Genomic DNA, 24924 nt, shown 5'->3' on the forward strand with positions numbered 1-24924 from the left:
TTCCGCCGACGCGAGGGGTGTCATGGAAGAGCCGGGTACTCCGCTGGTCGCGATGGCCGGCGTCAGCAAGGGTTACGGCGGCACGCTCGCCTGCGACCGCGTCGGCTTCACCGTGCGCCGCGGCGAGGTGCACGCGCTGCTCGGGGAAAACGGCGCCGGCAAGTCGACGCTGATGCGGATCCTCTGCGGAGACGTCACCGGGCACCGCGGCACCGTCGAAATCGACGGCGAGCCCGTCGTCTTCGGCGGACCGGCCGACGCGCAACGGCACGGCATCGCCATGATCCCGCAGGAGCTCGACCTCGTGCCCGGGCTTTCGATCGCCGCCAACATCTTCCTCGGCCGCGAGCCGCACACGAAAGCCGGCGTCGTCGCGCGGCAGAAGATGCATCGCGAGACGCGGGAGCTGCTCGCCCGCACCGGGATCGCGCTCGACCCGAAACGCGCCGTCGGCGAGCTGCGCACCGGCGAGCAGCAGCTCGTCGCCATCGCCAAGGCACTCGCCCTCGACGCCCGGGTGCTGATCATGGACGAGCCGACATCCGCGCTCACCGGCGCCGAGGTCGAGCGGATGTTCAAGGTGATCGACGAACTGCGCGAGGCGGGCGCCGGGATCGTCTACATCTCCCACCGGCTCGAAGAAATCGGGCGGATCGCCGACCGGGCCACCGTGCTGCGCAACGGCCGGGTCGCCGGGGAGTTCGCCGCGCGCGACCTGACCGCCGAGCAGGTCACCGAAGCGATGCTCGGCCGCCCGGTCCAGGCGCTGTTCCGCCTCGAACACGGCGAAACCGGCGGCGAGCTGCTCCGCCTCGACGACTTCGCGCTGCGTCCGCGACGGCACCGGGCCGGCCGCCGCGAACCCGGCGGCATCTCGCTCACCGTGCGCGCCGGGGAGATCGTCGGCCTCGGCGGCCTGCTGGGCTCGGGCCGCACCGAACTGCTGGAGACGCTCTTCGGCGCGGGCACGCCCGGGCAGTGGCGGGGGCGCGTGTACCTCGGCGGCCGGGAGATCCGGCCGGGAAGCCCGCGGCAGGCCGTCAAGCTCGGGCTCGCGCTGGTGCCGGAGGACCGCCGGATCGCGGGCCTGGCCCTTGACCACTCGGTCCGCGCGAACACCGTACTGTCCGTTGTGGACAGACTGGCGACGGCGGGCCTGCTGACCCGGCGACGCGAGAACGAAACCGCCGCCGCGATGCTCGGCGAGCTGAAGGTGAAGGGCGCGCTCGCCGACCCGGCCGGCGCGCTCTCGGGCGGCAACCAGCAGAAGGTCGTGCTCGGCCGGGCGCTGCTCACCGAACCGGCCCTGCTGCTGCTCGACGAGCCCACCCGCGGCGTCGACGTCGGGGCGAAGGCGGAGATCTACCAGCTGCTGGCCGCCGCGGCCGCCCGCGGCATCGGCGTGCTGCTCGCCTCGTCCGAACCCGCCGAGCTGGTCGGGCTGTGCGACCGCGTCGTCGTCCTCCACGAAGGCCGCGGCGGCCAGGAACTCGACACACACGACGCCGGGGAAGCCGAGTTGCTCGCCGCAGCGATGAGCGGCAGGGGGATCCGATGACCACCACCGAGTTCCTGCCCGGGCGCGTCGCGAACGCGCTGTTCCGCTTCCAGAGCTTGTTCGGCCTGGTGCTCGTGCTCGCCGCGGCGATCGCGTTCTCGCCGTCCCACGACGGGTTCCCGGACTTCCTCACCGGCGACAACCTCTTCAACGTCGTCCGCGCGATCTCCGAGATCGGCATCATCGCCGTCGGCATGACGTTCGTGATCCTGATCGGCGGGATCGACCTGTCGGTCGGCGCGGTGCTCGGGCTCGCCGCGGTCGGCTCGGCGGTCCTGCTGGTCGACGACGGCCTCGGAGTGCTCCCGGCCGTGCTCGTCGTCCTCGCCGCCGGCCTGGTCTTCGGCCTGCTGCAAGGGATCGCGTCGGCGGTGTTCGGCATCCAGGCGTTCATCGTCACGCTGGCCGGGCTGCAGGTCGCCCGCGGGCTCGCCCGGATCTGGTCGGGCGGCCAGGGCGTGCAGATCTCCTACGGTGACGGCCCCGGCGAGGCACCGGTCGCGTTCTCGCTGCTCGGCGAACGGACGTTCAACGGGCTGGTGCCGGTCCCGGCGGTGATCTTCGCCGTGGTCGCCGTCGCGGCCATCGCGTTCCTGCGCACCAGCGCGTTCGCCCGGCACGTCTACGCGATCGGCGGCAACGAAAAAGCCGCGCGCCTGTCCGGCGTCGCCGTCACCCGCGTCAAGGTACTGGTCTACGGGCTGAGCGGGCTACTGGCCGCGCTCGCCGGGATCATCCACGCCGGCCAGCTCAACCAGGGCAGCCCGAACGACGGCGGCGGCTACGAGCTCGACGCCATCGCCGCCGTCGTGATCGGCGGCACCGCGCTGTCGGGCGGCCGCGGCTCGGTGTCCGGCACCGTCGCCGGCGCGCTCCTGCTGGGCGTGCTCAACAACATCCTGGCGCTCAACAGCGTCGACCCGAACGTGCAGCTGCTGATCAAGGGCCTGGTGATCGTCGCCGCCGCCGGACTGCAGCGGCTGCGTCCCGCGCCTTGACCGCGAAAGAGGGGAGAAGGAAATGTCCGGAAAGCACTGGGCGATCCTCGTGCTCGTCCTGGCCGCGACCGCCTGCGGCACCACGCACGAGAACTCCGGCCAGGGCGCATCGACGTCCGCGCAGGCATGCAAGGGCAAGGACGGCAAGTACACCATCGGCGTCAGCCAGGCCAACCTCGCCGAGCCGTACCGCAAGCAGATGGACGACGACATCGCCCGTGCGGCGAAGCAGTACCCGCAGTTCACCGTCGAGTTCGCCGACGCGCAGCAGGACAACGCCAAGCAGGTGGCCGACGTCGAGAACTTCCTGACCCGGCGGATCGACCTGCTGATCATCAGCCCCAACGAGGCGACCCCGCTGACGGCGGTGGTGAAGAAGGCCTACGACAAGGGCATCCCGGTCCTGGTGCTGGACCGCAAGGTCGACGGCGACGCGTACACGCAGTGGATCGGCGCCGACAACGTCGACATCGGACGGCAGGCCGGGCAGTACCTGGCGGCGGAGATCCTGCCGCGGGGCGGGAAGATCGCCGAGATCCGCGGGCTCGCCGGATCCACCCCGGCCAAGGAACGCCAGGACGGCTTCGCGAAGGGCATCGAGGGCCGCGGCATCGACATCGTGACCACTGTGGACGCCGACTGGCTGCGCGAGAAGGCACAGCAGCAGGCGGACGCGATCTTCAAGGCGCATCCGGAGATCCAGGCGGTCTACGCCCAGAACGACCCGATGGCCGAAGGCGCCTACCTCGCCGCGAAGGCGGCCGGGCTGGACCAGAAGGTCAAGTTCCTCGGCATCGACGGCCTGCCGATCCCGCCCGGCGGGATCAAGGCCGTCGAAGCCGGCCGCCTCGCGGCGACGTTCGTCTACCCGACGGGCGGGCGCGAAGCGGTGGCGTCCGCGAAGAGCATCCTCGTCGACTGCGCCAAGCTGCCGAAGACGCAGCTGCTGCCGACGCAGCTCGTCACCCGGGCGAACGCCGCCGAGGTGTACGCGAGAGCCAACCGCTGAAACCACGGAAGGGAACCGGCATGGCACGCATCGGCTTGATCAGCCTCTCCGACGGCCGCGACTACGTCCACAGTGGAATCGTGGAGTTCGTCCGCAGCACCGAGGACAGGCTGGCCGCGGCCCTCGCCGAAGCGGGCCACGAGGTCGTCCGGGCCTCGACGCCGGTGTTCGCCAACACCGAGGCCACCTCGGCCGGCCGCGAGATCGAGGCGGCCGGGGTGGACCTGACCGTGCTGCACTACTGCGTCTGGGCTTTCCCGCACTTCACGATGCTCGCCGCGGGTGCGCTCCGCGGGCCGCTGGTCCTGGTGGCCAACCCGGACCCGGTGCAGCCCGGCATGGTCGGGATGCTCGCCGCGGGCGGCGCGCTGGACCAGATCGGGCGGCGGCACACCCGGCTCTGGGGCGACCCGGCGTCCGTCGTCGCCACGATCGGGACGCGCGGGAACGCGGCGGCCGCCGTGGCGAAGCTGCGCGGCAGCACGTTCGGCCGGATCGGCGGGCGGCCGATGGGGATGAACACCGCCGTCGCCAACACCGACCAGTGGCAGCGGCAGTTCGGCATCGACGTCGAGGAGATCGACCAGTGGGAGATCGTCCGGCGCGCCGAAGCGGCCGATCCGGCGGAGAAGCGGACGGCAAGGGAGTGGCTGGAGCGGCACGCGACCGTGCGCTACGACGGCGTCAAGCTGACCCCCGAGCTGCTGGAGCGGCAGATCGGGGCGTACCTCGCGATGCGGTCGCTCATCGACGAATGGCACCTGGACTTCACCGGCGTCAAGGGCCAGCCCGAGCTGACCCGGCACTTCGCGACGATGGACGTCGCCGAGGCGTTCCTCAACGACCCGTACGACTGGAACGGCCCGAAGGAGACGCACGTGTGCGCGACCGAAGCCGACATGGACGGCGCGCTCACCATGCAGCTGATGAAGCACCTGTCGGGCACGCCGGTGCTCTTCGCCGACGTCCGCCACTACCACGCGGACCGGGACATCTGGGACCTGTGCAACTCCGGCCAGCACGCGACGTGGTTCGCCGCCCGCAGCGACGACCCGGCGGAGAACCTGGCCCGCGTGACACTGCACCCGGAAGTGTTCTTCTTCCCGGCCGGCGGCGCTTCGGTGCACCACATCGCCGCACCGGGGCGGATGACGCTGGCCCGGCTGACCCGGCTCGACGGCGCCTACCGCCTGCAGCTGATGCCGGGCGAGTTCGAGAACTACGACGAGGCCACGACCGCGGCGCTGGAGGCGCAGTCGACCCCGGAGTGGCCCCACGCGTTCGCCCGGCTCGACGTGCCCGCGGAAACCTTCCTTTCGCGCTTCGGCGCCAACCACATCCACGCCGTACCGGGTGACCTACGGCCTGAACTCAGGGAGGTGTGCGACCTGCTGGGGATGACCCTGGACGAGTTCACCCGCGGCTGAGCGAAACTGTCGGTGCCCGCCGGTAGCGTGGAAAACGGGGGCTGCTCACGGCCCGATCGTCGCGGCCGGCCCGGATCTCGATGAGACTGCATCTGGGGGTCAGCCTCATCGAGATCCGTTCTCCTCCACTTGATCGTCCACAGTGGACACTTCAGGCCGATTCACCTGGGAAGCTGGCGCGCGCACCGGATCGGTGATTTATTGGAGCGGGTCAGGCACTGTCGGTAAGGGGAGGGCTCGCGATGGTGGACGTACGCAAGCGGCTGCTGACGGCCGTGGCGGCGACAGCGGTACTGGGCAGCCTGCTGACGGCGGCACCGGCTTCGGCGGCCGAAGCCGTCGACTGGAAGCCGTGTGCGGACGCGCCGGAGATCGACTGCGGCGCGGTGACCGTGCCGATCGACTGGGCGCACCCGGACCGCGGCACCACGACGGTCGCGCTCGCCCGGCGCAAGGCCACGGACCCGCAGGCCAGGATCGGCTCGATCCTGATGGACCCGGGCGGCCCCGGCGGATCGGGCGTCGAGGAGGTCAAGTACGGCTGGACACTTTCGCCGGAGATCACCAAGCGGTTCGACACCGTCGGTTTCGACCCGCGCGGCGTCGGCGCCAGCACCCAGATCAAGTGCGGGCTCGACGAGCTGATCGCCGACCACCCCGTGGTGCCGCGCAACCAGGCCGAGTTCGAGCAGCTCGCGCAGTACAACCGGAAGCTCGGCGAAAGCTGCGCCCGGCTCACCGGGCCGCTGGCGCGGTTCGGCGACACCAAGAGCGTCGCGCGGGACATGGACACCATCCGCGCCGCGCTCGGCGACCGGAAGCTGACCTACTACGGCGTTTCCTACGGCACGCTGATGGGCCAGCAGTACGCCGAGCTGTTCCCGGACAAGGTCCGCGCGCTCGTGCTGGACAGCAACATGGACCACTCGCAGTTCACCACGTGGGGGTTCCTCGACAGCGAAACGCAGTCGGTGCAGGCGGAGTTCGGCGAGTTCGCCGCGTGGTGCGGCCGGACGCCGAGCTGCGCGCTGCACGGCCAGGACGTCTCCAAGCTGACGCGCGCCCTTCAGGACAAGGCCGCGCGCGGGGAGCTGAAGGATCCGCAGAGCGGTGAGCCCCTCACGCCGCTGGACCTCGCGTCGATCATCCGCGCCCACTTCTACGGCCCGGACTGGGACCTGCTGGCGAAAACGCTCAAGTCGTTCGCGGACGGCGCCAAGCCGGCCGCGTCGGCGAAGCTGAAGGACGACATCCCGGTCAACACCGTGTTCCAGAGCGTGTTCTGCGACGACTGGAACCTGCCGGTCCACAACTTCGCCGAACTCGAGACCTACCGTCGTGCGGCCGCGGCGTTCGCCCCGGACGTCAAGGTCAGCTCGCTGGGCTGGGCCGCGATCACCGGCTGCATCGGCTGGCCGGGCCAGGCCGACAACCCGCAGCACCCCCTGCGGCCGCACGGTGCGCCGCCCCTGCTGATGCTGAGCAGCAAGCACGACCCCGCGACGCCGTATTCGTGGTCGCGGGCCGCGGCCCGGCAGAGCGGCAGCACGCTGCTCACCTACGACGGCTGGGGCCACGGCGCGTACTTCAAGAAAAGCCAGTGCGTGGTCACGGCGACCGACGACTACCTGATCACCGGCAAGCTCCCGGCCGAGGGCACGCACTGCGCCGCGGTCGAGCCGGGCACGGCGCAGGCCCGGGTCGCCGGACCGAAACCGCCGTCGGCAACCGCCTTCTGACGCTTCCGTCGCGTGGCCGGACCGAGCAGAATCGGTTCCGGCCACGCGACGCTGCGGGGAAGGGAGCCGGACATGGGGTTCAGGAGCAGGACTTTCCACCGGATCCTGGCCGGAGCCGCGGTCGTCCTCGCGCTGGCTTCGCTGACGACGGCGCCGGCGGAAGCCAGGCCCACCCACGGCGGATACCTCGCCCTCGGTGATTCGGTGGCGTTCGGCTACCGGCCGGGTGCCGTCACCCCGCCCGCGGACTACCTGAACCCGGCCAACTTCCGCGGATACGCGGAGAAATACGCATCCTTACGCGGGCTTCGGCTGGCGAACGCGTCCTGCCCCGGCGAAACGACGGCGAGCATGCTGACGCCGGGCGCGCAGAGCAACGGCTGCGAGAACTCCCTCGGTTCCCCGGCCGGCTACCGGACGTCGTTCCCGCTGCACGTCAGCTATCCCGGCACCCAGGTCGAGTACGCGGTGCGGTACCTGCGCACCCACCCGGACACCCGGCTGGTGACGCTGACCATCGGCGCCAACGACCTGTTCCTCTGCCAGGACACCACGCCGGACCAGTGCACGAGCTCGTTCCCCGCCGCGCTCGACCAGGTGAGCCGGAACCTCGCGGCCATCCTCGGGGCGGTGCGCGCCCACTACCGCGGCGACTTGGCGCTGGTGTCGTACTACTCGCTCGACTACCGCGATCCGGTTCAGGTCGCGCGGGTGAAGGCCATCGACGCGGCTTTGGCTCAGGTGACCCGTCGCTACCACGGGTTCGTCGCCGACGGCTTCACGGCGTTCCGGTGGGCTTCCCTGCGTGCCGGCGGGGATCCGTGCGCCGCCGGGTTGCTGATTCCGCTGCCCGGCGGGGGGTGCGATGTTCATCCCACGGCCGCCGGACATTGGGCGTTGGCTGCCGCGCTTGCCGTGGCTGTTCATTGAGTTGCCGGAATTTCAAGATACGGCTGGGGGAAATCGACACTCTCGTTGTAGGCCGGAGGTGATTCACCCCGAAAATCCATTACCGCGGCCTGCGCCGCCAGAGGCCGGTGACCACCGCCAGCGCGCGAGCACCCGGGGACGCCGCCCGGACCGCCGGTTCCGGGCCGATCCTGCGTCGCATCCGGTAGGCCAGTTCCAGCACCTCGAGGTCTTCGGGGCGGCGCCTGCCGTGGACATCCGGCCGGAGCATCAGCTCCCCCACCGTGACTGGCCTGCCACTGGCACGGTGCGCCGTGCGCGCCATCGGGAACCTCCGCTTGCTTTGCCGACCGGGACCCCGATTCTATGAATCTGATTCGGGTTCGTCACCTTACTGGCGAGTTCTGTCCGGTCGGTCAGCCTCGCCGCATGATCATCACCGGGGTTCTGACCATTGACGACCGTCCGACCTGGGAAAACCCGCAGTACCGGATTCCGCTCGGCTCGCAGCGTCAGCGACGGTGACGACCGCCGCCGCCGCAACCATGGTGCCCGCCGCCGAAGGACCAGTTCCCGGCGGGGCGGCGGCCCGCGGACGGCGCCTGCCAATCCGGCGCCGCAGGGCGGCCGCGCGACCAGAGTGGGACGTCCGGGATCTCGTGGCGCACCGGCATCACCTGCTGCTGCGGCTTCGGTTTCGCCGGCTCCGGCACCTTCGCCTTGGAGACGATCTTCACCGCTCGCGCGAGCTTGCCGCGGTGCGCTACCGGATCGACGGAATTCGGTTCCGGGTCGACGACTGCCGGGGAAATCCCACCCGAATCCGCGGGCGGCGCTACGGAATCAGGAGCCGGTTTGGCCGGTGGCACCGCGGCGTGCGACGGCGGCGGCAACGGCACCAGGGCGACCGGCGGGGGCTCCAGGCCGACCGGTGGCCACGTCGCGCCCGCGCTCCGCTCGACCGGCATCGACACCGCCGCGCTGACCCCGCCGGTCAACGCGAGCGCCCCGGCGACCACGGAGAACACCCGCAGCCGCGCCAGTGAACGCAGTACCGGCGATTTCTCGCGGTGGCGTGCCCGCGGAAGCACGAGTGTGTCCTCGTCCCGATAACGGTCGCGCGCCGCTTCGGACCGGACCAGCAGGTCGGCGACGGTGACCTGCTCTCGGCGCGGAGCCCTGCGTGCCATCAAACCCTCCACCATGGGCCGGCCGGACGGCGGCAACGCGTCCGGACGGCCGATCATAGGAATGGTCCAGCGTCCTGTAAAGGCTCGTTCACCCTCGGTTCGGGCAAGCGCCGCGCACACTTCCGCGGGGAACGCGTGGCCGGACTGTCCTCGGCACCCCGTCAAGTCCTGGTGAATTTGACAGATTTCCTACGAAGGTTTTGTGCCATCCAGACGAACTTCTCCGCCACGGCCGGATTTCGCTGTTCCATTCGCCAAAGTTCGGTTCCATCGGATAGCTTGCTCCTACCGGTCAGTACCGGTGGGTGAGGCCGATCGGGTGAGGCGATCAGCGAACAGATCGAGGGAAGCGGGGACGCACCATGCCGAAGCACCGGCCACGTCGCAAGAGCACGCGATCGGCGGTCCGGCGGACCGCGGCCGCGCTCGCGGGTGGGGCGCTCGTCGTGCTGCCCACGTTGACGACCGGCCTGCCGACGCCGGTCGTGGTCGCCGACGCCGGCAACGGCAACGTTCTGCCCGACCGGGCCGCCGCGCCGCTCCAGCAGCCGAACATCGTCATGCCGCCGATCGCCGTCGACGGGAGCCTGCCCCAGCCGCCGCTGCCCGAGCCGCTGGTCGTGCCGGGCGGCCGCGCCGGCTCGGCGGGCATCTCCGGGCCGCTGGGCATCCCGGGCAGCATGCTCAAGGCGTACAAGAACGCCGCCGACATCCTCGCCAAGGAGCAGCCGAACTGCCACCTCGACTGGGCACTGATCGCGAGCATCGGCCGGATCGAGTCGAACCACGCCCGCGGCGGCTACGTCAACGCGGCGGGCGACACGCTCGAGCCGATCCTCGGCCCGGTGCTCAACGGCGCCGGCGCGTTCGCCGCGATCCCGGACACCGACGGCGGCAAGTACGACGGCGACGCCCGGTGGGACCGCGCGGTCGGCCCGACGCAGTTCATCCCGTCGACGTGGCGCGGCTACGCCTCCGACGGCAACGGCGACGGCGTGTCGAACCCGAACAACATCTACGACGAGGCACTGGCCACCGCGCGCTACCTGTGCTCGGGCGGGCTGGACCTCTCGACGGACGCGGGGCAGCGCATCGCCGTGCGCCGCTACAACAACTCGCAGTCCTATGTGGACACCGTGATGGCGTGGGCCGCGGCCTACCGCGGCGGGGTGGCCCAGCTGCCCGACAGCCAGGTGCCGATCGGCGCGGCCGACGCCCCCGGCGACGCCGCGGCGGGCAGCCCGGCGGCCCTCCCGGCTCCGCCCGCGCCCCCGGTTACGCCCGCGCCGCCGGTGACCGCCCTGCCGCCGGGCTCGCTGCCGGCCGGCACCACCCCGTCCGGGACGACGACCCCGCCGTCCACCAAGCCGACGACGACGAAGCCTTCCCCGACCACGGACCCGTCGACGCCCACCACGCCGCCGACGACCTCGACCACCACCACGCCCCCGGCGACGACGACCGCGGCCAACACCCCGGCCGACTCCGCGGGCACCACCACCGAAACGACGACCACCACCCCGGCCGGATGAGCCCGGTGGAGCCGTTCCTGGTGCACATCCGCTGCGACACCGACGGCTACACCCATGCCGTCACCGAGGACGAGTTCGCGGCGGGGCGGCACGACGGGCGGTTCCGGGCGGTGTGCGGGCACGTGGTGCTGGCGGCGCCGATGATCGAGGCGCCGGGCCGGTTCGACCCGGTGTGCCGCGACATCCTGCGCGGGGACGGCGAACCGCCTTCGGTACCCCGCCAGGAGCGACGCCGGCTGCGGTGGCGCAGCCGGCGCTAGCGGACCAGGGCTTCGATGCCGTCGAGCATCCGGTCGAGGCCGAACGCGTACGCCGCGTCGCCCTGGGCCTTGGCGCTCTGGTCGAACCCGCCGCCGAGCCAGATCCGGTTCATCGCCGGGTGCGCGTCGACCACGAAGTAGTTCTCCCAGAACGAAGACCGCTGGTGCCACCAGGCTTCGGTCGACTGACCGGTGCTGCGTTCGAGCCGCGCGTCCTCCGCGCCGAGCGCCGCGTTCGCGTCGACGTACGTGCCGATCCCGTTGGCCGCCGCGACCGCCTGCCGCGGCGACAGCCCCAGACCGTCCATAATGGACAGCAAGTACTCCTGCCCGGCCAGCTGGCCGGGCCCGAGCGGCGGCCGGACCCGCGACACCTCGCACAGCCACGGGTGACCGCGGTAGGCCGCCCACGTCCGTTCGGCGTACAGCGCGACCTGCTCGCGCCAGTCGCCGGGCCGCGGCTCGCCCGGCCCGGGCAGCCGCCGCTCGACGAGCACGTCGTCGACCATCAGGTCCACCAGCTCGGCCTTGCCGGGCACGTAGGTGTACAGCGTCATCGTGCCCGCGCCGAGCTCCTTGGCGACGCGGTGCATCGACGCCGCGGCGAGCCCTTCGGCGTCCGCGACCGCGATCGCGGCGGCGACGACCCGCTCGATCGTCAGCGTCGGACGACGGCCCCTGGTCGGTTCGGGGGCGCCGCCGCGAGCCCGCCAGAGCAGCGCGAGCGTCCGGTCGACGTCCTCGGCACCAGTGCGTTCGACGGTCATGCGCTCCCCTCGGTCTCGCTCGGACATTACCCTGGAAGGGGACGGAGGGGGCGTGAGGAGATGACGCGACGCAAACCACCCAAGGTCGCTTTCCGCTGGTGGGTGGACCGGCAGATCGCCGAAGCCCGCGAACGCGGCGAGTTCGACGACCTGCCCGGCACCGGGAAGCCGCTGCCGAAGCCCACCGGCAACGACGCGGCCACCGACTGGGTGCTCCGCGAGGTCAAGAAGGGCGGGCACGACACCAAGGCGTTGCTGCCGCCGGCCCTCGCGCTCAAGCGCGAAGTCCAGGACCTGCCGGAGACCCTCGCCGCGGAACGCACCGAACAGCGCGTGCGGGAGCTCGTCGAGGACCTCAACCGGCGGATCCGCCAGGCCTACCTCAACCACCACACCGGCCCGCCGCTCACGGTCGCGCTGGTGGACGTCGAGGAGGCCGTGGCGGACTGGCGGCGCTCACGAGCCGCGTCGCAGTACTAGTCCGGCCAAAAGTAGGCCGACCCTCACGCAGCACGTAACCGTTGCTGCTAAGCCATCGGCCGTGGCTGTGGCCGGACTAGTACTATCGGCACAGCAACGCCCGCTCCGCCGCACTCCACGCGTTCGTGGTGAGCAGGTAGAGGCAGGCGGCCTGCGGCAGGACCAGTGTCGCGAGCACGCTGCCGTAGGGCAGCAGCCGCAGCAGCTTCCCGCCGGGAACGTCCGCGGTCGCGTCGCGGTGGCGGTCCTGCCACCGCACGGAGAACCACGCGACGACGGCGAGCCCGGCCGCGATCACGAACACGAGCGGGCTGCCGGCCAGGCCGTGCGCGCCCAGCGGCGTCCCGAACAGGGTCGAGCCGAGCAGCGAGTTGGGCTCGCCGCCGATCGTGGGCGTCGTGAAGAGCCGGTACATGACGGTGAAGAACGGCAGCTGCAGCAGCAGGGGCAGGCAGCCGGCGAACAGTGAGGTCCCGGACTCCTGCTGCAGCTTCGTCATCTCCGCGGCCAGCCGGTCCCGGTCGCCGCCGTGCTTCTCCCGCAGGGTCCGGATTTCCGGCATCAGGGCGGCACGGGCGCGTTCGCCGCGGGCCGCCGACCGGGCGAGCGGGTGCAGCAGCAGCCGCACGCCGAGGGTGAAGGCGACGATGGCCAGCGCCGTCGAGAGCGGGCCGGTGAGCGCGTGGATCAGGTGGTACGCGCCAGCGACGGGAACGTCGAGAAAGCCGAACATGGGCAGCACTCCGCAAGGGGTGAAAGGGATGGGGTCGGCGGAATGGCTGCGTCGAAGCGGTTCTGCGTCGAAGCGGTTCTACGTCGAAGCGGTTCTACGCAGCCGTGCTGCGGGAACCGGGTGCTCGTGGGCGGCTCCGGCCCGGCCTGCCCGGGTCGCGGAGCCGGATCGACTCGGCGCGCCGGGCCCGGCGGCGCAACGCCGTGGCGCGGCTGCGCACCGGCGCCGACCACAACGCGAGCTCGGCGCGGTGCGTGCTGCCGACAAGCAGGACGACCAGGAGGCTCGCGGCGGCGAGGGAGGCGAAGGCGACCAGCGCGGTCGGGCTGGCCAGCACGGGGAACGCCAGCTCCAGCACCGTGTGCACGGCGTCCCCCTTCCTTCCACCACCAGAGTAGCGAAACGCTAACAGCCCGATGGGCTGTAACCTGGTTCGATGAGAGGCCAACTAGTCGTCGTGCCGATCTTGGCGCTGCTCCTGCTGTTCGCCGTCCCGTGGTGGACGCTCGTGCTCGCGCCGGACTGGGGCACGGCGGCCACGATCGCCGGCACGGCGGTGTTCGCGCTGGGCCTGGTGACCATGCCGGTCGCCATGGTCCGCGGCCACGGCCGCCGCCAGCGCGACGGCGGCGCGCGCCTCGGCGACTCCCTGCTCGCCGTGATCTGGGTGCTCTTCAGCTGGTCCGTCCTGAGCCTGGTGCCGCGCGTCGGGCTGCTCGGCGTCGACGACCCGGCGCGGTCGCGGATCGTCGCGGGCGCGGTCGCGCTCGTCGCCGCCGTCCTGCTCGTGCACGGCAACCGCGTCGCCATGCGGGTGCCGCCGGTGAAGGCGGTCGACGTCGTCATCCCGCGGCTCGGGCCGGGGCTCGACGGCCTGCGCGTCGCCGTGCTGACCGACACCCACTTCGGCCCGATCGACCGGACGAAGTGGTCGGAACAGGTCGTCGCGGCGGTGAACGCCCTGGAGGCGGACGTCGTCTGCCACGCCGGCGACCTCGCCGACGGCGCGGTGGCCAAGCGCCGCAAGCAGGTCGACCCGCTCGGCGGCGTCCAGGCCGGGCTCGGGCGGTTCTACATCACCGGCAACCACGAGTACTTCGGCGAGGCGCAGGCCTGGCTCGACCACATGGAAGGGCTCGGCTGGGACACCCTGCACAACCGCTCCACGTTGCTCGAACGCGGCGGCGACCGGATCCTCTTCGCCGGCATCGACGACCCGACCGGCACCGCGTCCGGCCTGCCCGGCCACGGCCCCGACCTGGCCCGCGCGCTGGAGGGCGCGCCCGCCGACGTCCCGGTGGTGCTGCTGGCCCACCAGCCGAAGCAGGTACGCGAGGCCCGCGAGGCAGGCGTCGACCTGCAGATCTCCGGCCACACTCACGGCGGCCAGATCTGGCCGTTCCACCTCCTGGTGCGGCTCGACCAGCCGACGCTGTCCGGCCTGACCCGGCACGGGGAGACCCAGCTGTACAACAGCCGCGGCACGGGGTTCTGGGGTCCGCCGTTCCGGATCTTCGCGCCCAGCGAGATCACGCTCCTCACCCTGCGCCGCGCCTGACCCCAAAACACCCCAATGTGGCGTTGGGTGCGTCCAACGCACCCAATGTGGCGTTCGGTGCGCTGGACGCACCGAACGCCACATTGGGGCGCTTGGGTGCCACCGACAATTTTTCTTGTCTTGACAGACTCGATCGTCGGGTGTCAGGCTGTCAGCATGACCACTACCGCCTTGAGCCCCACCCGCGCCCTGCCCACCTCGGCCACCCGGTCCCTGCTGGCCTGCGGGATCCTCGCCGGGCCCCTCTACGTCGGCACCGGACTGGTCCAGGGCCTGACCCGGGCCGGCTTCGACCTCACGCGGCACCCGGCGAGCGTGCTCGCGAACGGCGACCTCGGCTGGATCCAGATCACGAACTTCGTCCTCACCGGCCTGCTGACCCTCGCCGCCGCGGCCGGGATCCGGCGGGTTCTGCCCGGGCGGTGGGGACCGAGACTGCTGGCCGGCTACGGCGTGAGCCTGCTGTGCGCGGGTGTGTTCCGCGCCGACCCGCAGGACGGCTTCCCGCTCGGCACGCCCGCCGGTCCGCCGTCGTCGGTGAGCTGGCACGGCACCCTGCACTTCGTCTGCGGCGGCCTTGGCTTCGCCGCCTTGGTCGGAGCCTGCTTCGCCATCGGCTCGCACTTGACGCCCGCCAGGGCGTGGTACTCGCGAATCAGCGGGGTGCTGTTCGTCGCCGGCTTCGCGGGCGTAGCGTCCGGATCGGCGAGCCCCGTCGCGGTGCTCGGCTTCTGGGCGGCCGTGGTGATCGCCTGGACGTGGCTCGCGACGACCTCCGCCCACCTGATGCGGCGCACCGTCGCCTGACCGAGAAGACGAGGAGAGAGTTCCCATGAGCACGACGGTTTCCGCCGACGGCACGAAGATCGCCTACACGAAGGCCGGCTCCGGCCCCGCGCTCGTCCTCGTCGACGGCGCGATGTGCTACCGCGGCTCGTCCCCCAACGACGCGCTCGCGAAGGAGCTGGCCGCGCACTTCACGGTGTACACGTACGACCGCCGCGGCCGCGGCGAGAGCACGGACACCGGGCCGTACACGGTCGGGCGCGAAGTCGAGGACATCGCCGCACTCGTCAAGGAGGCGGGCGGCGAGGCGTTCCTGTTCGGCATCTCCTCCGGCGCCGCACTGGCGCTCGAAGCGGCTCCCAGCCTCACGGTCCCGAAGCTGGCGGTGTACGAACCGCCGTTCATCGTGGACGACACCCGCCCCCGCGTCCCGGCCGACTACCCGGCCCGTCTCGACGAAGCACTGAAGGCGGGGAAGCGCGGCAAGGCGGTCAAGATGTTCATGACCGAAGGCGTCGGCCTGGGCAACGCGACGGTGGCGGTGATGCGGATCATGCCGTTCTGGGCGAAGCTCAAGCGAGTGGCCCACACGATCCCGTACGACACGGCACTGGTGGCGGACCACCAGTCGGGCCGCCCGCTGCCGGCGGCGTGGCCGGAGGTGAAGATCCCCACCCTGGCCATCGACGGCGGCCGGAGCCCGGAATGGATGCGCAACGGCGTGTCGGCGCTGGCGAAGGTCCTGCCCTCGGCGGAGTACCGGACGCTGCCGGACCAGACGCACATCGTGAAGGCACCGGCACTGGCCCCGCTGCTGACGAAGTTCTTCCTGAGCTAGGCGGCGATCGTCCGTTTCGAAGGGCAGGACCCGGTCTCGTCACAACCGGCTTGCCTGAACGATCACCGACCGGGCAGGGTTCAGGCGTGCCCACCCGCGCCCTGGTTTTCGACTTCGACGGCACGCTCGCCGACACCGAGTCCGCCGTCCTGCAGGCGTGGCAGGAGGTCTTCCGCGAACACGGCACCGAGCTGCCGATGGAAGCCTGGTACGCCGTCATCGGCACCCAGCACACCACGCCCGCGATGTTCGCCCTGCTCGCCGAGCACGCTCCGGGCATCGATCCCGAAGCGATGCGGCCCCACACGCGCGCCCGGGTCCTGAAGCTCCTCGAAACCCTCGGCCCCCGCGAAGGCGTCCGGAGCTACCTCGAGACCGCGAAGGACCACGGCCTCAAGCTCGCCGTCGCGTCCAGCTCGTCCGGGGCCTGGGTGAACCCGCACCTCGAACGGCTCGGCATCGACCGCTACTTCGACGCCGTTCTCACCGGGGACCTCCACCGGGCCAAGCCCGATCCGGACCTCTACCTCGCCGCGCTGGCCGCACTCGGAACAAAGGCAAAAGACGCCATCGCCTTCGAGGACACCCCGCACGGCGTCACCGCCGCCAAGGCCGCCGGGCTGACCTGCGTCGCCGTGCCGAACGCCATCACCGCGAGCCTCGACTTCGGGCAGGCGGACGTCGTGCTGCCGTCGTTCACCGCCAAGCCCCTCGAGGCGCTGCTCAGCCGCTGACCAGCGCCAGCAGCCGGTCCAGGAACGGCAGCTGGCCCTTCACCAGCTTCTCCCGCGCGACCGTCAGGGAGAACCACTCGACCCGGTCGACCTCGGGGAACTCCTGCTGCTTGCCCGACCGCGGCGGCCACTCCATCGAGAACGTCCCGGGCACCACCGAAGCCGGGTCGAGGTCGGCCTCGACCGCCCACGCCGTGACGACCTTGCCGCCCGACTGCTTCACCACGCCCAGCTCGACGTACTCGCCGTCCGGCGCCGGCAGCCCCAGCTCTTCCTCGAACTCGCGCCGCGCCGCCTTCTCCGGCGACTCGTCCGGGTCCAGCTCGCCCTTGGGCAGCGACCACGCGGCCGCGTCCTTCTTCGCCCAGAACGGCCCGCCCATGTGCCCGAGCAGCACCTCGACGTCGTCGCCGCGGCCGCGGTAGAGCAGGAGCCCGGCACTCTGTTTGCCCGCCATGGAGACAGTCTCCCGAAAGGCTCCAAGATTTTTTCGCGCGGGTGTCGATCCGGCGGTGACCCGCTCGACGCGTAGGCAGAAGGCAAGCGGAACCCAGGGAAGGAACCCACCATGACCGCCACCATCGCCCGCGAAACCCAGACCACCGCCACCCCGGCCAAGACCCAGGTCACCGGCCTCGTGGTCGGCGCGAGCCGGATCGTGATCTCGTTCCTGTTCGGCTTCCACGGCCTGCAGGGATTCGGCTTCTTCGGTGGCATCGACGGCCAGGGCGGCGGCGTCCCGTTCGGCTCGTTCCCCGGCTGGTGGGGCAGCGTCTTCGAACTCGCGGGCGCGTTGCTGCTGCTCACGGGCCTCGCCGCCAGGCCGGCCGCGATCCTGCTCTCCGGCGTGATGGCCTACGCCTACTTCACCGTGCACGCCCCGATGGGCCTGCTGCCGCTGCAGAACATGGGCGAGCCCGCCGCGGTCTACTCGTGGGTCTTCCTGCTGTTCGCCGCGATCGGCCCGGGCCGCTTCGCGCTCGACAACCTGATCAAGCGGCGTCGCTGAACCAGACGCGAGCGCGCGGTCCGATCAGTAGCCGCCCTGGGCGGCTGCCAGGTCGGACCGCGCCATCACGTGTTCCATCAGGCTGGTCAGCACCTGCTTCGTCGACTCCCGTTCGCGGGCGTCGCACAGCAGCAGCGGGACGTCCATGCCGACGTCGAGCGCCTGCCGGACCTCCTCGGTGCCGTACCGGTACGCGCCGTCGAAGCAGTTCACGCCGACGACGAACGGCAGGTTGCGGCGCTCGAAGAAGTCCACCGCGGCGAAGCAGCTGTCGAGCCGCCGGGTGTCGGCCAGCACGACGGCGCCGAGCGCGCCCTCCGCCAGCTCGTCCCACATGAACCAGAACCGGTCCTGCCCGGGCGTGCCGAACAGGTAGAGGATCAGGTCCGGGTTGATCGTGATGCGGCCGAAGTCGAGCGCGACCGTCGTGGTCGTCTTCTGCTCGACGCCGGACAGGTCGTCGACACCTTCGGACGCGGTCGTGATGACCTCTTCGGTCCGCAGTGGCGGCACTTCGCTCACCGAACCGACCATCGTGGTCTTGCCGACCCCGAACCCGCCGGCGATGAGTACCTTGACCGCGGTCGCGGTCAGGTTCCGCCGGGGGTCAGAGTTTCCGGATGCCATCAAGGACCGCCTGCAATACGTGTCGGTTGGGGGTTTCCTGTGCCGGTGCCGCGGTACGGAACAGCACCAGGTTCTGCTCGATGAGGTCGCTCAGCATCACCTTCACCACGGGCAGCGGGAGGTCCACCCGGGCGGCCACCTCGGCCACCGAGACGGGCCGCTGGCACAAGGCGATGATGCGCGCGTACTCCGGTTCGAGCATGCCCGCTTCGTGCGCCGTGCGCAGCGCCACGACGAGCGTGATGAGGTCGAGCCCGAGCGTGTCCGACCGGGTGCGGCCGCCCGTGACCGCGTACGACCGGACCAGCGGACCGGCTTCGTCGTCGAACCAGGCTTCGTGCCGTGGGCTCATGGCGCGGGCTGGACGCCGGCGCCGGTACGGGGCGCGGAGGTGAGTACCTGTCCGACTCGCTTCACCATCAGGTTCATCTCGTACGCGACTAGCCCCATGTCCGCGTCCTCGCGGGCCAGCAGGGCGAGGCAGGCGCCGCGCCCGGCCGCCGTGACGAACAGGAACGCGTGGTCCATCTCGACCATCGTCTGGCGGACGTTGCCGCCGCCGAAGTGCCGTCCGGTGCCGCGGGCCAGGCTCTGGAAGGCCGAAGCGACCGCGGAAAGGTGTTCTGCGTCTTCCTCGGAAAGGTTGCCGGACCTTCCGATGAGCAGGCCGTCCGAGGACAGCACCACCGCCCGGTCCGCCCCGGCGACCCGCTTGACGAGGTCGTCCAGCAGCCAGTCGAGCTCGTGGGCGCCTGAGTTGACCATTACTCGCGCTCTCCGTACCTGTCGTCGTTCTCGGAAAACTCTTCGTCACGGGCCCGCCGGGTGCCCTGCTGGAAAGCGGACAGCCTGCTGCGGGCGACCTCCGGCGAATCCAGCCTGACCTCTTCGCGTTCCGCGGCCGGCGTGGGCTTGTCTTCCCGCAGCTGGGGAACGAGGCTCTGCTGACGTCGCCGTTGCGGCAGCGGCGGGCGGCCGGGTGCCTCGGGACGGCGCGGCTGCTGCGGACGGCCTTCGGGGGTCGTCGCGGCCCGCGGCTCCTGCGGTGGCCACGCCGGCTGCTGCGCGGCCGGACGCGCCGGGCGCGAGACCCGCGCCGGCGGTGCGGGGGGCCGCACCGGGGCGATCGGCTGGGCCTGCGTCGGCTGGCTCATCGGCTCCGAGACGGACCCGACCGGGACCGGCGTCGGCGCGGACGGCGGCTGCTGGGTGGACGGTGCCGGCGGCGCCAGTGCCGGGGCCGGCGGCGGGACGGTCACGGGCGGGACGACCGCGGGCGGCGGTGTCACGGCCGCGGGCGCCGTCTCGGGGGCCGGCGGGGCGGGCGGCTCGGTGCGGTGGCGCGCCGGGCGGCGCTGCGGCCGCTTGAGCGGCGCGACCTCGTCGTTCACCGGCTCCGGCTCGACCAGGTTCGGGACGAGCTCCGGCTTCGGCGGGGTGATCGGCTGCTCCGGCTCGCTCTCCGCCAAGGGAGCCAACAGGTCGGTGCGCACCAGCACGATGGCCCGGGTGCCGCCGTAGGCCGACTCCCGCAGGTGCACCTGGATGCCGTGGCGCGCGGCCAGCCGCGCGACCACGAACAGGCCCAGGCGCGGCTCGTCGGACAGCGCCATGATCCCGAAGTCCGGCGGGTTGGCCAGCATCGAGTTGATCTCTTCGGTCTGGTCCGGCTCGAGCCCGAGGCCCTGGTCCTCGACCTCGATCACGACGCCCTTGCCGACCACGTTGCCGCGGATCTCGACCCGCGACTGCGGCGGCGAGAACGCCGTCGCGTTGTCGATCAGCTCGGCGAGCAGGTGCACGAGGTCGCCGACGACCGGGCCGCGGACGGCGATCTGCGGCAGCACCGCCGTCTTGACCCTGGCGAAGTCCTCGGTCTCGGCGGACGCGCCGCGGACCAGCTCGGCCAGCCCGACCGGGTTGCGCCACTGACGGCCCGGCTGCCCGCCGCCGAGGATGATCAGGTTCTCCGCGTTCCGGCGGGCGCGGGTGGAGAGGTGGTCGAGCTGGAACAGCGTGTCCAGCTGGTCCGGGTCCTCCTGCTTGCGCTCGGCCTGGTCGAGCACCTTGAGCTGGCGGTGCACGATGACCTGGCTGCGGTGGGCGATGTTGAGGAACACCGTCTTGGTGCCCTCCTTGATCTTCGCCTCTTCGATGGCGGCCGCGATGGCGGTCTGCTGCGCCTTGTTGAACGCGTCGGCGACCTGGCCGATCTCGTCGGTGCCGTGGTCGAGGAAGTGACCGCCCTCTTCGAGGTCGACGGGCTCGCCCGCCTGGACCCGGGCGACCAGCTCGGGCAGCCGCACCTCGGCCGCGTCGAGGGTGTCCTCGCGCAGCCGGTGCAGCCGGCCGATGAGCCGGTTCGACAGCCGGACGGCGACGAACACCACGAAGACCGCGAACAGGACCGCGATCACACCGGCGATCAGCGACTCGGTGAACGTCGAGTCCGCGTCGTCGATCGCGGCCTGGCTCGCGTTCGAGCTCTGCAGGATGAAGATGCCCATCAGCGCGGAACCGACCTGGCGGGCGGCGGCACGCCACTGGTCCTGCGGTACCGGCAGCTTCGACAGGTCGCCGCGCAGGAACGCGGTCTCCACCTGGGTCACGACCTGCCACGGCTGGCTGGCCAGCAGCTGGTCGTACTTGGCCTTGACCTCGGGGATCAGCTTCGGCGCCGACGCGTCGAGCTGGGCGTGGTAGGCACCGACCTGGCCCACGTAGGCGCGGAAGTCGTCGTTGGTCAGCCCGCCCGCGGCCAGCCCGGCGGCGGCGAGCGCGTCACTGCGCTGCATCTCGTCGGCCGCGGTGAACAGCGGGATGGCGGTCAGCCGGTCGAACGCGTTCTGGGCGCCGCGCGCGTTCTGCGCGAGCCCGGCCACGCCGTCGGTGAACTGGTCGATCATCTTGTTGTAGTAGGCGAAGGCCTGGTTGATCTGCATCTGGCCGCCGTCGATCGCCTGACGGTTCTGCGGCAGCTGCTGGAACAGCCCGAAGAACGTGGTGATGTTCTTCAGGACGCTCGGCGGGGTGTCGTCGTAGTCGGCGAAGTTGTCCTTGAGGTACTGGATCGTCTTCGCGGCGTTCTCGTCCGTCTTCGGCCGCACGGCCGCGAGCGCGGCGCGCTGGCTGCTCTGGCCCGCGAGCAGGCTCAGCGTGGCCTGGCGCTCCTGCTGCAGCGAGGCGAGGAACGGGATCGACGGGGCCTCCGAGCCCCGGATGCGGTTGGTGTAGTCCCGGCCTGTGACGGCGTCGTAGATCAGGTAGCCCGCGAGAGCCACACCGACGAGCAACAGCGCGACACTGGGGACGAGCGCGATCGTGAGCACGCGCTTCCGAATCGAGGATCCCCGGTTGCGTCGAAGAGAAATCTGCTTCACCTGGGTCCGTTTTCCTTCCGGCAGTACATGGTTTCGGGTCGCCCGAGGTGGTCTGCACCCGGATTCCGACCAGCCGGATCAACATCACCGTGGTCTGCTTCGCCCGCGACGACGTTAGGCAGCCCTCCAGGGCGCGTCAAGTCCGTGGCGAGAACGTGATCTTGGAACGGTGACCCTTCAACAGTTGCTGCCTGCGCTTCGAAAGTCCACCACCGTAAGTCGTGACCTTCGTCGCAGGGCGGCTTTCCGTTCCACGCACGTATGTGAGTACCGGAGGCGCTCCCGGTCCCATCGTGTGTCCCGGCGGGGCCGACTACGTACGACAGCGCCGAATCGTTCGGTGACGAACATCACGACTTCGCGGCCGCGGCCTCGCACGCCCGCTTCATCCGGAGCGGACGGCGTCTCCAAAGCGAAAATAGGCCGAAATCGCGGTCAATGCCACGGATTCACCGGAAATAGCGGCGGAATTCCCGGTATTCCGCAAGCGTGTCCGCGCGGACACCTGGAGTGCACCCGGTACCGGTTCCGCGGCCGGGTCCCCCGAGGACCGCGAGCCGTCAGACGGTGAACTCGTCAGCGAGGGTGTTCCAGAACAGCAGCTCGTAGCTCTGGAACAGCCGGGCGCAGCGGTGCGCCTCGCGCTCGTCCAGCCGGTGCGCGTCGAGGCCCGCCTGGATCGCGGCGAGCGCTTGTTCTTCAATTTCCGGAACGTCCGCGGCGAAGTAGTCGAAGAACGCGCACTGCTCGCCGGTGAAGCGGTAGTGCTCCCGCATGCCCGCGGCGACGTCCTTGCAGTACCGGCCGAAGGCGGCGAAGTTGGCGAAGATCCCGGCCGCGGTCGCCGACGACTCGCCGTTCAGCGCGAGCCACGCGACGTAGGCCGGGTAGGCCTGGCAGCCCGCGCGCGGCCGCTCGTCGCCATGGTCCGGACCAGTCGCCGCGAGCAACGCGTCCAGCATCGCGTTCGCCTGCTGCTCACCCGGCGCCAGACCGCCGAAGAAGACGCGCGCGTGCGGTTCGTCGGCCCGGGCGGCCAGCGCGTGGAAGCTGCGCCAGTCGCTGAGCGTGATCAGCTTCTCCTCCGCGGCCAGTGCGGCGAACACCGCGCGCGGCGCGCGGCCGGCGGTGATCAGCGGGACGAGGCGGTTGTCGCCGTCACGCGGCGCGAGCTCGGCCTGGATCTCCTCGAGCAACTTGCGCGCCGACCGCGTCATCGGTTCCCCCTGCCGTCCGTGGTCCCTCCATTGAAGCGCGGTTCCGGCGCGGACGCTCGTGTACACAGTGGACAGTCGTGAGAGCCTGACCGCTATGTCCGTTTCGACGGCGATGCTTGACGTGGCCGCGATTGTCTATCCACCCGCGCCGGGAGCCCCTACAGTGTGGCCAACCGGAGCACCGAGGAGGCCAGCGTTGACCACCCCGTCCGTCGCCGAGCAGACCGAAGGCCAGACGATCCCGCGGTTGCTGCGCCGCAACGCCGTCGAGTACCCGGACCTGCCGGCGATCACCTCGCTCGACATCGAAGGGCAGGTCGCTTTTCGGGGGTCCGGGTGGCGAAGCCCCCGGCCCGGGGCGGAGCCCCGGCTGTCACAGCCGACGCTGACCTGGCGGGAGTTCCGCACCGCGATCGCCGAGGTCTCCCGCGGGCTGGCCGGGCTCGGGCTCGCCGCGGGCGAGCGCATGCTGATCATGGCGCCCGGCTGCCCCGACCACATCGTCGCCGACCTCGCCGCGACGCACCTGGCCGCGATCCCCTGCACCGCCTACGCCACGCTCAGCCCGGACCAGATCCAGTTCGTCGCGCGGCACAGCGCGGCGCCGGTCGTGGTGCTCGGCGGCGAGAACGAGCTGGCGCGCTGGCGGCCGGTGCTCGACGACCTCCCGGCCCTGCGCCACGTCGTCGTCATGGACGAAACCGCGCTCCCCGGCGACGACGACCGCTTCGTCTCGCTCGCCACCCTTCGCGCCCAGGGCCGGGAAGCGCTTGCGGCCGACCCCGAGGCGTTCGAACGGTCTTGGCAGGACATCAAGCCGGACGACCCGCTGTCGATGATCTACACCTCCGGCACGACCGGCGACCCGAAGGGTGTCGTGCTGTCGCACCGCAACGCGATCCACCAGGCGTACGCGGTCACCGAGCTGCACCACCCGCCGATGCACGCGACGAACATCGCGTACCTGCCGCTCGCCCACATCGCCGAGCGGCAGCTGTCGATCTACCTGCCGATCGTGTGGGCGGGCCACGTGCACACCCTCGCCGACCCGACGGCGGTCGCCGGCGCGCTCGGCAAGGTGCACCCGCAGAGCTTCTTCGGCGTCCCCCGCGTGTGGGAGAAGATGGTCGCCGCGCTGAAGAACATGCTCGGCAGCGTGCCGGAGGACCGGCGCACCGCGCTGCTGCAGGCGAACGATCTGCTGCAGCAGGGGTACAAGCTGCGCAGCGCCGGTCAGCCGGTGCCCGCCGAGCTCGCGGAAAAGATCAGGCAGACCGACGAAGCCGCGCTGGCGCCGGTGCGCGCGCTGCTCGGGCTCGACAAGATCCTGGTCGCCTCCAGCGGCGCGGCCGCCCTCCCGGTCGAGATCATCTACTTCCTGGCCGGCCTCGGCGTCGAGATCTGCGAGGTCTGGGGCCTGTCCGAGACGACCGGCGCGGCGACGTCCAACTCCGCGGAGTCCTTCCGCGCGGGCACCGTCGGCAAGGCGATCGAAGGCGTCGAGGTGAAGGTCGCCGAGGACGGCGAGCTGCTGGTCCGCGGCCCGATCGTGTTCCTCGGCTACCTGCAGGAGGACGGCACGATCGCCGACGCCACCGACGCCGACGGCTGGTACGCGACCGGCGACATCGGCACGATCGACGAAGACGGCTTCGTGACGATCACCGACCGCAAGAAGGAACTGATCATCACCTCGAGCGGCAAGAACATCGCGCCGACGAGGGTAGAGGGCCTGCTCAAGGAGCACCCGCTGATCGGCCAGGCGGTCGCGATCGGCGACGACCGGCCGTACGTGACGGCGCTGATCGTGCTCGACGACGAGATCGCCCCCGGCTGGGCCGCGGCGAACGGCGTCGACGCCGCCCCCGAAAACCTCACAGACCTGGCGAGCCACCCGGCGGTGCGGGCCGAGCTGGAACGCGCGGTCGAGTCGGCCAACAGCAGGCTCGCGCGGATCGAGCAGATCAAGCGCTACCACGTGCTGCCGAAGTCGTGGACTCCCGAGTCCGGCGAGCTGACCCCCACGCTCAAGCTGAAGCGCCGGGTCATCAACGACCGCTACTCGGCCGACATCGAAGCGCTCTACGCGGCCGTCCGCGACCCCGAACCGGCCGCCGGTTCCTGAGGTGCCAGAACGCCCCAATGTGGCGTTGGTTGCGTCCAGCGCACCGAA

General features: G+C 71.2%; 26 protein-coding genes. 15 read left to right on the top strand and 11 right to left on the bottom strand.

Going from position 1 to position 24924, the window contains the following annotated elements; genetic code table 11:
* The first annotated feature begins 22 nt into the window (after positions 1–22).
* The 6 genes from CF165_RS14955 to CF165_RS14980 all read left to right on the top strand — a co-directional run bounded on the left by CF165_RS14955 (position 23) and on the right by CF165_RS14980 (position 7661).
* Positions 23–1558, top strand: coding sequence for a sugar ABC transporter ATP-binding protein (locus tag CF165_RS14955; RefSeq protein WP_093948110.1), 1536 nt, complete (start codon positions 23–25; stop codon positions 1556–1558).
* A complete protein-coding gene (locus CF165_RS14960; RefSeq protein WP_093948111.1) occupies positions 1555–2556 on the top strand; it encodes an ABC transporter permease in 1002 nt (333 codons plus the stop codon). Before CF165_RS14955 ends, CF165_RS14960 begins: the two co-directional genes overlap by 4 nt.
* Before the next feature lie 22 nt (positions 2557–2578).
* Positions 2579–3565 carry a substrate-binding domain-containing protein gene (locus tag CF165_RS14965; RefSeq protein ID WP_093948112.1) on the top strand — a complete coding sequence of 329 codons (987 nt, stop codon included), beginning with the start codon at positions 2579–2581 and terminating at the stop codon, positions 3563–3565.
* A gap of 20 nt (positions 3566–3585) precedes the next feature.
* Entirely contained in the window at positions 3586–4992 is a 1407-nt protein-coding gene (locus CF165_RS14970; protein WP_093948113.1) for an L-fucose/L-arabinose isomerase family protein, read from the top strand.
* Positions 4993–5234: 242 nt separating this feature from the next.
* Positions 5235–6731 carry an alpha/beta hydrolase gene (locus CF165_RS14975; protein ID WP_093948114.1) on the top strand — a complete coding sequence of 499 codons (1497 nt, stop codon included), beginning with the start codon at positions 5235–5237 and terminating at the stop codon, positions 6729–6731.
* A gap of 72 nt (positions 6732–6803) precedes the next feature.
* On the top strand, positions 6804–7661 hold the full coding sequence (locus tag CF165_RS14980) for an SGNH/GDSL hydrolase family protein (protein WP_093948115.1): 858 nt from the start codon (positions 6804–6806) through the stop codon (positions 7659–7661).
* A 79-nt stretch (positions 7662–7740) separates the two neighbouring features.
* On the opposite strand, the gene CF165_RS50240 is transcribed toward CF165_RS14980, so the two are convergent.
* Together CF165_RS50240 and CF165_RS14985 are read right to left on the bottom strand one after the other, a co-directional pair.
* Positions 7741–7965, bottom strand: a complete 225-nt coding sequence (locus CF165_RS50240) for a hypothetical protein (RefSeq protein WP_143268593.1) — start codon at positions 7963–7965, stop codon at positions 7741–7743.
* A 187-nt stretch (positions 7966–8152) separates the two neighbouring features.
* Positions 8153–8830, bottom strand: coding sequence for a hypothetical protein (locus CF165_RS14985; RefSeq protein ID WP_240521609.1), 678 nt, complete (start codon positions 8828–8830; stop codon positions 8153–8155).
* Between the two features lie 362 nt (positions 8831–9192).
* Here CF165_RS14985 and CF165_RS14990 point away from each other — a divergent pair, with 362 nt between their 5' ends.
* Positions 9193–10362 (top strand): lytic transglycosylase domain-containing protein, encoded by a 1170-nt coding sequence (locus tag CF165_RS14990; protein ID WP_093948117.1) that lies wholly within the window; start codon positions 9193–9195, stop codon positions 10360–10362.
* On the top strand, positions 10359–10622 hold the full coding sequence (locus CF165_RS14995) for a hypothetical protein (RefSeq protein WP_240521610.1): 264 nt from the start codon (positions 10359–10361) through the stop codon (positions 10620–10622). The genes CF165_RS14990 and CF165_RS14995 overlap by 4 nt, the downstream gene beginning before the upstream one ends.
* Here the strand turns inward: CF165_RS14995 and CF165_RS15000 are convergent.
* Positions 10619–11389: a TetR/AcrR family transcriptional regulator gene (locus CF165_RS15000; protein ID WP_093948118.1), complete on the bottom strand. Its 771-nt coding sequence runs from the start codon at positions 11387–11389 to the stop codon at positions 10619–10621. The genes CF165_RS14995 and CF165_RS15000 overlap by 4 nt on opposite strands.
* Positions 11390–11449: 60 nt before the next feature.
* On the opposite strand from CF165_RS15000, the gene CF165_RS15005 reads away from it, so the two are divergent.
* Positions 11450–11869, top strand: a complete 420-nt coding sequence (locus CF165_RS15005) for a DnaJ family domain-containing protein (RefSeq protein ID WP_093948119.1) — start codon at positions 11450–11452, stop codon at positions 11867–11869.
* Positions 11870–11951: 82 nt separating this feature from the next.
* Here the strand turns inward: CF165_RS15005 and yidC are convergent, their stop codons facing one another.
* Positions 11952–12602 (bottom strand): membrane protein insertase YidC, encoded by a 651-nt coding sequence (gene yidC / locus CF165_RS15010; RefSeq protein WP_093948120.1) that lies wholly within the window; start codon positions 12600–12602, stop codon positions 11952–11954.
* A gap of 94 nt (positions 12603–12696) precedes the next feature.
* A complete protein-coding gene (locus CF165_RS15015) occupies positions 12697–12969 on the bottom strand; it encodes a DUF6412 domain-containing protein (protein WP_093948121.1) in 273 nt (90 codons plus the stop codon).
* A gap of 69 nt (positions 12970–13038) precedes the next feature.
* Here CF165_RS15015 and CF165_RS15020 point away from each other — a divergent pair, with 69 nt between their 5' ends.
* The 4 genes from CF165_RS15020 (at position 13039) to CF165_RS15035 (ending at position 16518) form a co-directional block, all read left to right on the top strand.
* Positions 13039–14160 carry a metallophosphoesterase gene (locus CF165_RS15020; RefSeq protein WP_240521611.1) on the top strand — a complete coding sequence of 374 codons (1122 nt, stop codon included), beginning with the start codon at positions 13039–13041 and terminating at the stop codon, positions 14158–14160.
* 156 nt (positions 14161–14316) lie between these two features.
* Positions 14317–14967 carry a DUF998 domain-containing protein gene (locus CF165_RS15025; RefSeq protein ID WP_093948123.1) on the top strand — a complete coding sequence of 217 codons (651 nt, stop codon included), beginning with the start codon at positions 14317–14319 and terminating at the stop codon, positions 14965–14967.
* A gap of 25 nt (positions 14968–14992) precedes the next feature.
* Complete coding sequence (locus CF165_RS15030) at positions 14993–15784, top strand: alpha/beta fold hydrolase (protein WP_093948124.1); 792 nt, start codon at positions 14993–14995, stop codon at positions 15782–15784.
* Between the two features lie 86 nt (positions 15785–15870).
* A complete protein-coding gene (locus CF165_RS15035; protein ID WP_093948125.1) occupies positions 15871–16518 on the top strand; it encodes an HAD family hydrolase in 648 nt (215 codons plus the stop codon).
* Here CF165_RS15035 and CF165_RS15040 read toward each other — a convergent pair.
* Positions 16508–16975: an NUDIX hydrolase gene (locus CF165_RS15040; RefSeq protein WP_093948126.1), complete on the bottom strand. Its 468-nt coding sequence runs from the start codon at positions 16973–16975 to the stop codon at positions 16508–16510. The two genes, CF165_RS15035 and CF165_RS15040, sit on opposite strands and share 11 nt — an antisense overlap.
* Before the next feature lie 111 nt (positions 16976–17086).
* Between CF165_RS15040 and CF165_RS15045 the strand changes: the two genes are divergently transcribed.
* On the top strand, positions 17087–17527 hold the full coding sequence (locus CF165_RS15045) for a DoxX family protein (protein ID WP_093948127.1): 441 nt from the start codon (positions 17087–17089) through the stop codon (positions 17525–17527).
* Between the two features lie 24 nt (positions 17528–17551).
* Here CF165_RS15045 and CF165_RS15050 read toward each other — a convergent pair whose 3' ends face one another.
* The 5 genes from CF165_RS15050 to CF165_RS15070 all read right to left on the bottom strand — a co-directional run bounded on the left by CF165_RS15050 (position 17552) and on the right by CF165_RS15070 (position 22751).
* Positions 17552–18154 (bottom strand): GTP-binding protein, encoded by a 603-nt coding sequence (locus tag CF165_RS15050; protein ID WP_004561734.1) that lies wholly within the window; start codon positions 18152–18154, stop codon positions 17552–17554.
* The gene (locus CF165_RS15055; protein WP_093948128.1) at positions 18135–18506 is read right to left on the bottom strand and encodes a DUF742 domain-containing protein; all 372 of its coding nucleotides are present in this window, start codon (positions 18504–18506) and stop codon (positions 18135–18137) included. Before CF165_RS15055 ends, CF165_RS15050 begins: the two co-directional genes overlap by 20 nt.
* Complete coding sequence (locus CF165_RS15060; protein ID WP_093948129.1) at positions 18503–18919, bottom strand: roadblock/LC7 domain-containing protein; 417 nt, start codon at positions 18917–18919, stop codon at positions 18503–18505. Before CF165_RS15060 ends, CF165_RS15055 begins: the two co-directional genes overlap by 4 nt.
* Complete coding sequence (locus CF165_RS15065) at positions 18919–21483, bottom strand: sensor histidine kinase (RefSeq protein WP_093948130.1); 2565 nt, start codon at positions 21481–21483, stop codon at positions 18919–18921. The genes CF165_RS15060 and CF165_RS15065 overlap by 1 nt, the downstream gene beginning before the upstream one ends.
* Positions 21484–22094: 611 nt before the next feature.
* A complete protein-coding gene (locus CF165_RS15070; RefSeq protein ID WP_093948131.1) occupies positions 22095–22751 on the bottom strand; it encodes a transcriptional regulator in 657 nt (218 codons plus the stop codon).
* Positions 22752–22947: 196 nt separating this feature from the next.
* Here CF165_RS15070 and CF165_RS15075 point away from each other — a divergent pair, with 196 nt between their 5' ends.
* Positions 22948–24876 (top strand): AMP-dependent synthetase/ligase, encoded by a 1929-nt coding sequence (locus CF165_RS15075; RefSeq protein WP_093948132.1) that lies wholly within the window; start codon positions 22948–22950, stop codon positions 24874–24876.
* Positions 24877–24924: the final 48 nt, after the last annotated feature.

The sequence above is a fragment of the Amycolatopsis vastitatis genome, from assembly GCF_002234595.1.
Classification (GTDB): domain Bacteria; phylum Actinomycetota; class Actinomycetes; order Mycobacteriales; family Pseudonocardiaceae; genus Amycolatopsis; species Amycolatopsis vastitatis.

What these genes read in the sequence shown, in the direction of transcription:
- CF165_RS15055 (WP_093948128.1), bottom strand. Translation starts at nt 18,506, where the DNA reads ATGAGCCCACGGCACGAAGCCTGGTTCGACGACGAAGCCGGTCCGCTG.
- CF165_RS50240 (WP_143268593.1), bottom strand. Translation starts at nt 7,965, where the DNA reads ATGGCGCGCACGGCGCACCGTGCCAGTGGCAGGCCAGTCACGGTGGGG.
- CF165_RS14970 (WP_093948113.1), top strand. Translation starts at nt 3,586, where the DNA reads ATGGCACGCATCGGCTTGATCAGCCTCTCCGACGGCCGCGACTACGTC.
- CF165_RS14965 (WP_093948112.1), top strand. Translation starts at nt 2,579, where the DNA reads ATGTCCGGAAAGCACTGGGCGATCCTCGTGCTCGTCCTGGCCGCGACC.
- CF165_RS15050 (WP_004561734.1), bottom strand. Translation starts at nt 18,154, where the DNA reads ATGGCATCCGGAAACTCTGACCCCCGGCGGAACCTGACCGCGACCGCG.
- CF165_RS14980 (WP_093948115.1), top strand. Translation starts at nt 6,804, where the DNA reads ATGGGGTTCAGGAGCAGGACTTTCCACCGGATCCTGGCCGGAGCCGCG.
- CF165_RS15030 (WP_093948124.1), top strand. Translation starts at nt 14,993, where the DNA reads ATGAGCACGACGGTTTCCGCCGACGGCACGAAGATCGCCTACACGAAG.
- CF165_RS14975 (WP_093948114.1), top strand. Translation starts at nt 5,235, where the DNA reads ATGGTGGACGTACGCAAGCGGCTGCTGACGGCCGTGGCGGCGACAGCG.
- CF165_RS15040 (WP_093948126.1), bottom strand. Translation starts at nt 16,975, where the DNA reads ATGGCGGGCAAACAGAGTGCCGGGCTCCTGCTCTACCGCGGCCGCGGC.
- CF165_RS15060 (WP_093948129.1), bottom strand. Translation starts at nt 18,919, where the DNA reads ATGGTCAACTCAGGCGCCCACGAGCTCGACTGGCTGCTGGACGACCTC.
- CF165_RS14985 (WP_240521609.1), bottom strand. Translation starts at nt 8,830, where the DNA reads ATGGCACGCAGGGCTCCGCGCCGAGAGCAGGTCACCGTCGCCGACCTG.
- CF165_RS14960 (WP_093948111.1), top strand. Translation starts at nt 1,555, where the DNA reads ATGACCACCACCGAGTTCCTGCCCGGGCGCGTCGCGAACGCGCTGTTC.
- yidC (WP_093948120.1), bottom strand. Translation starts at nt 12,602, where the DNA reads ATGTTCGGCTTTCTCGACGTTCCCGTCGCTGGCGCGTACCACCTGATC.
- CF165_RS14955 (WP_093948110.1), top strand. Translation starts at nt 23, where the DNA reads ATGGAAGAGCCGGGTACTCCGCTGGTCGCGATGGCCGGCGTCAGCAAG.
- CF165_RS15020 (WP_240521611.1), top strand. Translation starts at nt 13,039, where the DNA reads ATGAGAGGCCAACTAGTCGTCGTGCCGATCTTGGCGCTGCTCCTGCTG.
- CF165_RS15000 (WP_093948118.1), bottom strand. Translation starts at nt 11,389, where the DNA reads ATGACCGTCGAACGCACTGGTGCCGAGGACGTCGACCGGACGCTCGCG.
- CF165_RS14990 (WP_093948117.1), top strand. Translation starts at nt 9,193, where the DNA reads ATGCCGAAGCACCGGCCACGTCGCAAGAGCACGCGATCGGCGGTCCGG.
- CF165_RS15025 (WP_093948123.1), top strand. Translation starts at nt 14,317, where the DNA reads ATGACCACTACCGCCTTGAGCCCCACCCGCGCCCTGCCCACCTCGGCC.
- CF165_RS15070 (WP_093948131.1), bottom strand. Translation starts at nt 22,751, where the DNA reads ATGACGCGGTCGGCGCGCAAGTTGCTCGAGGAGATCCAGGCCGAGCTC.
- CF165_RS15045 (WP_093948127.1), top strand. Translation starts at nt 17,087, where the DNA reads ATGACCGCCACCATCGCCCGCGAAACCCAGACCACCGCCACCCCGGCC.
- CF165_RS15005 (WP_093948119.1), top strand. Translation starts at nt 11,450, where the DNA reads ATGACGCGACGCAAACCACCCAAGGTCGCTTTCCGCTGGTGGGTGGAC.
- CF165_RS14995 (WP_240521610.1), top strand. Translation starts at nt 10,359, where the DNA reads ATGAGCCCGGTGGAGCCGTTCCTGGTGCACATCCGCTGCGACACCGAC.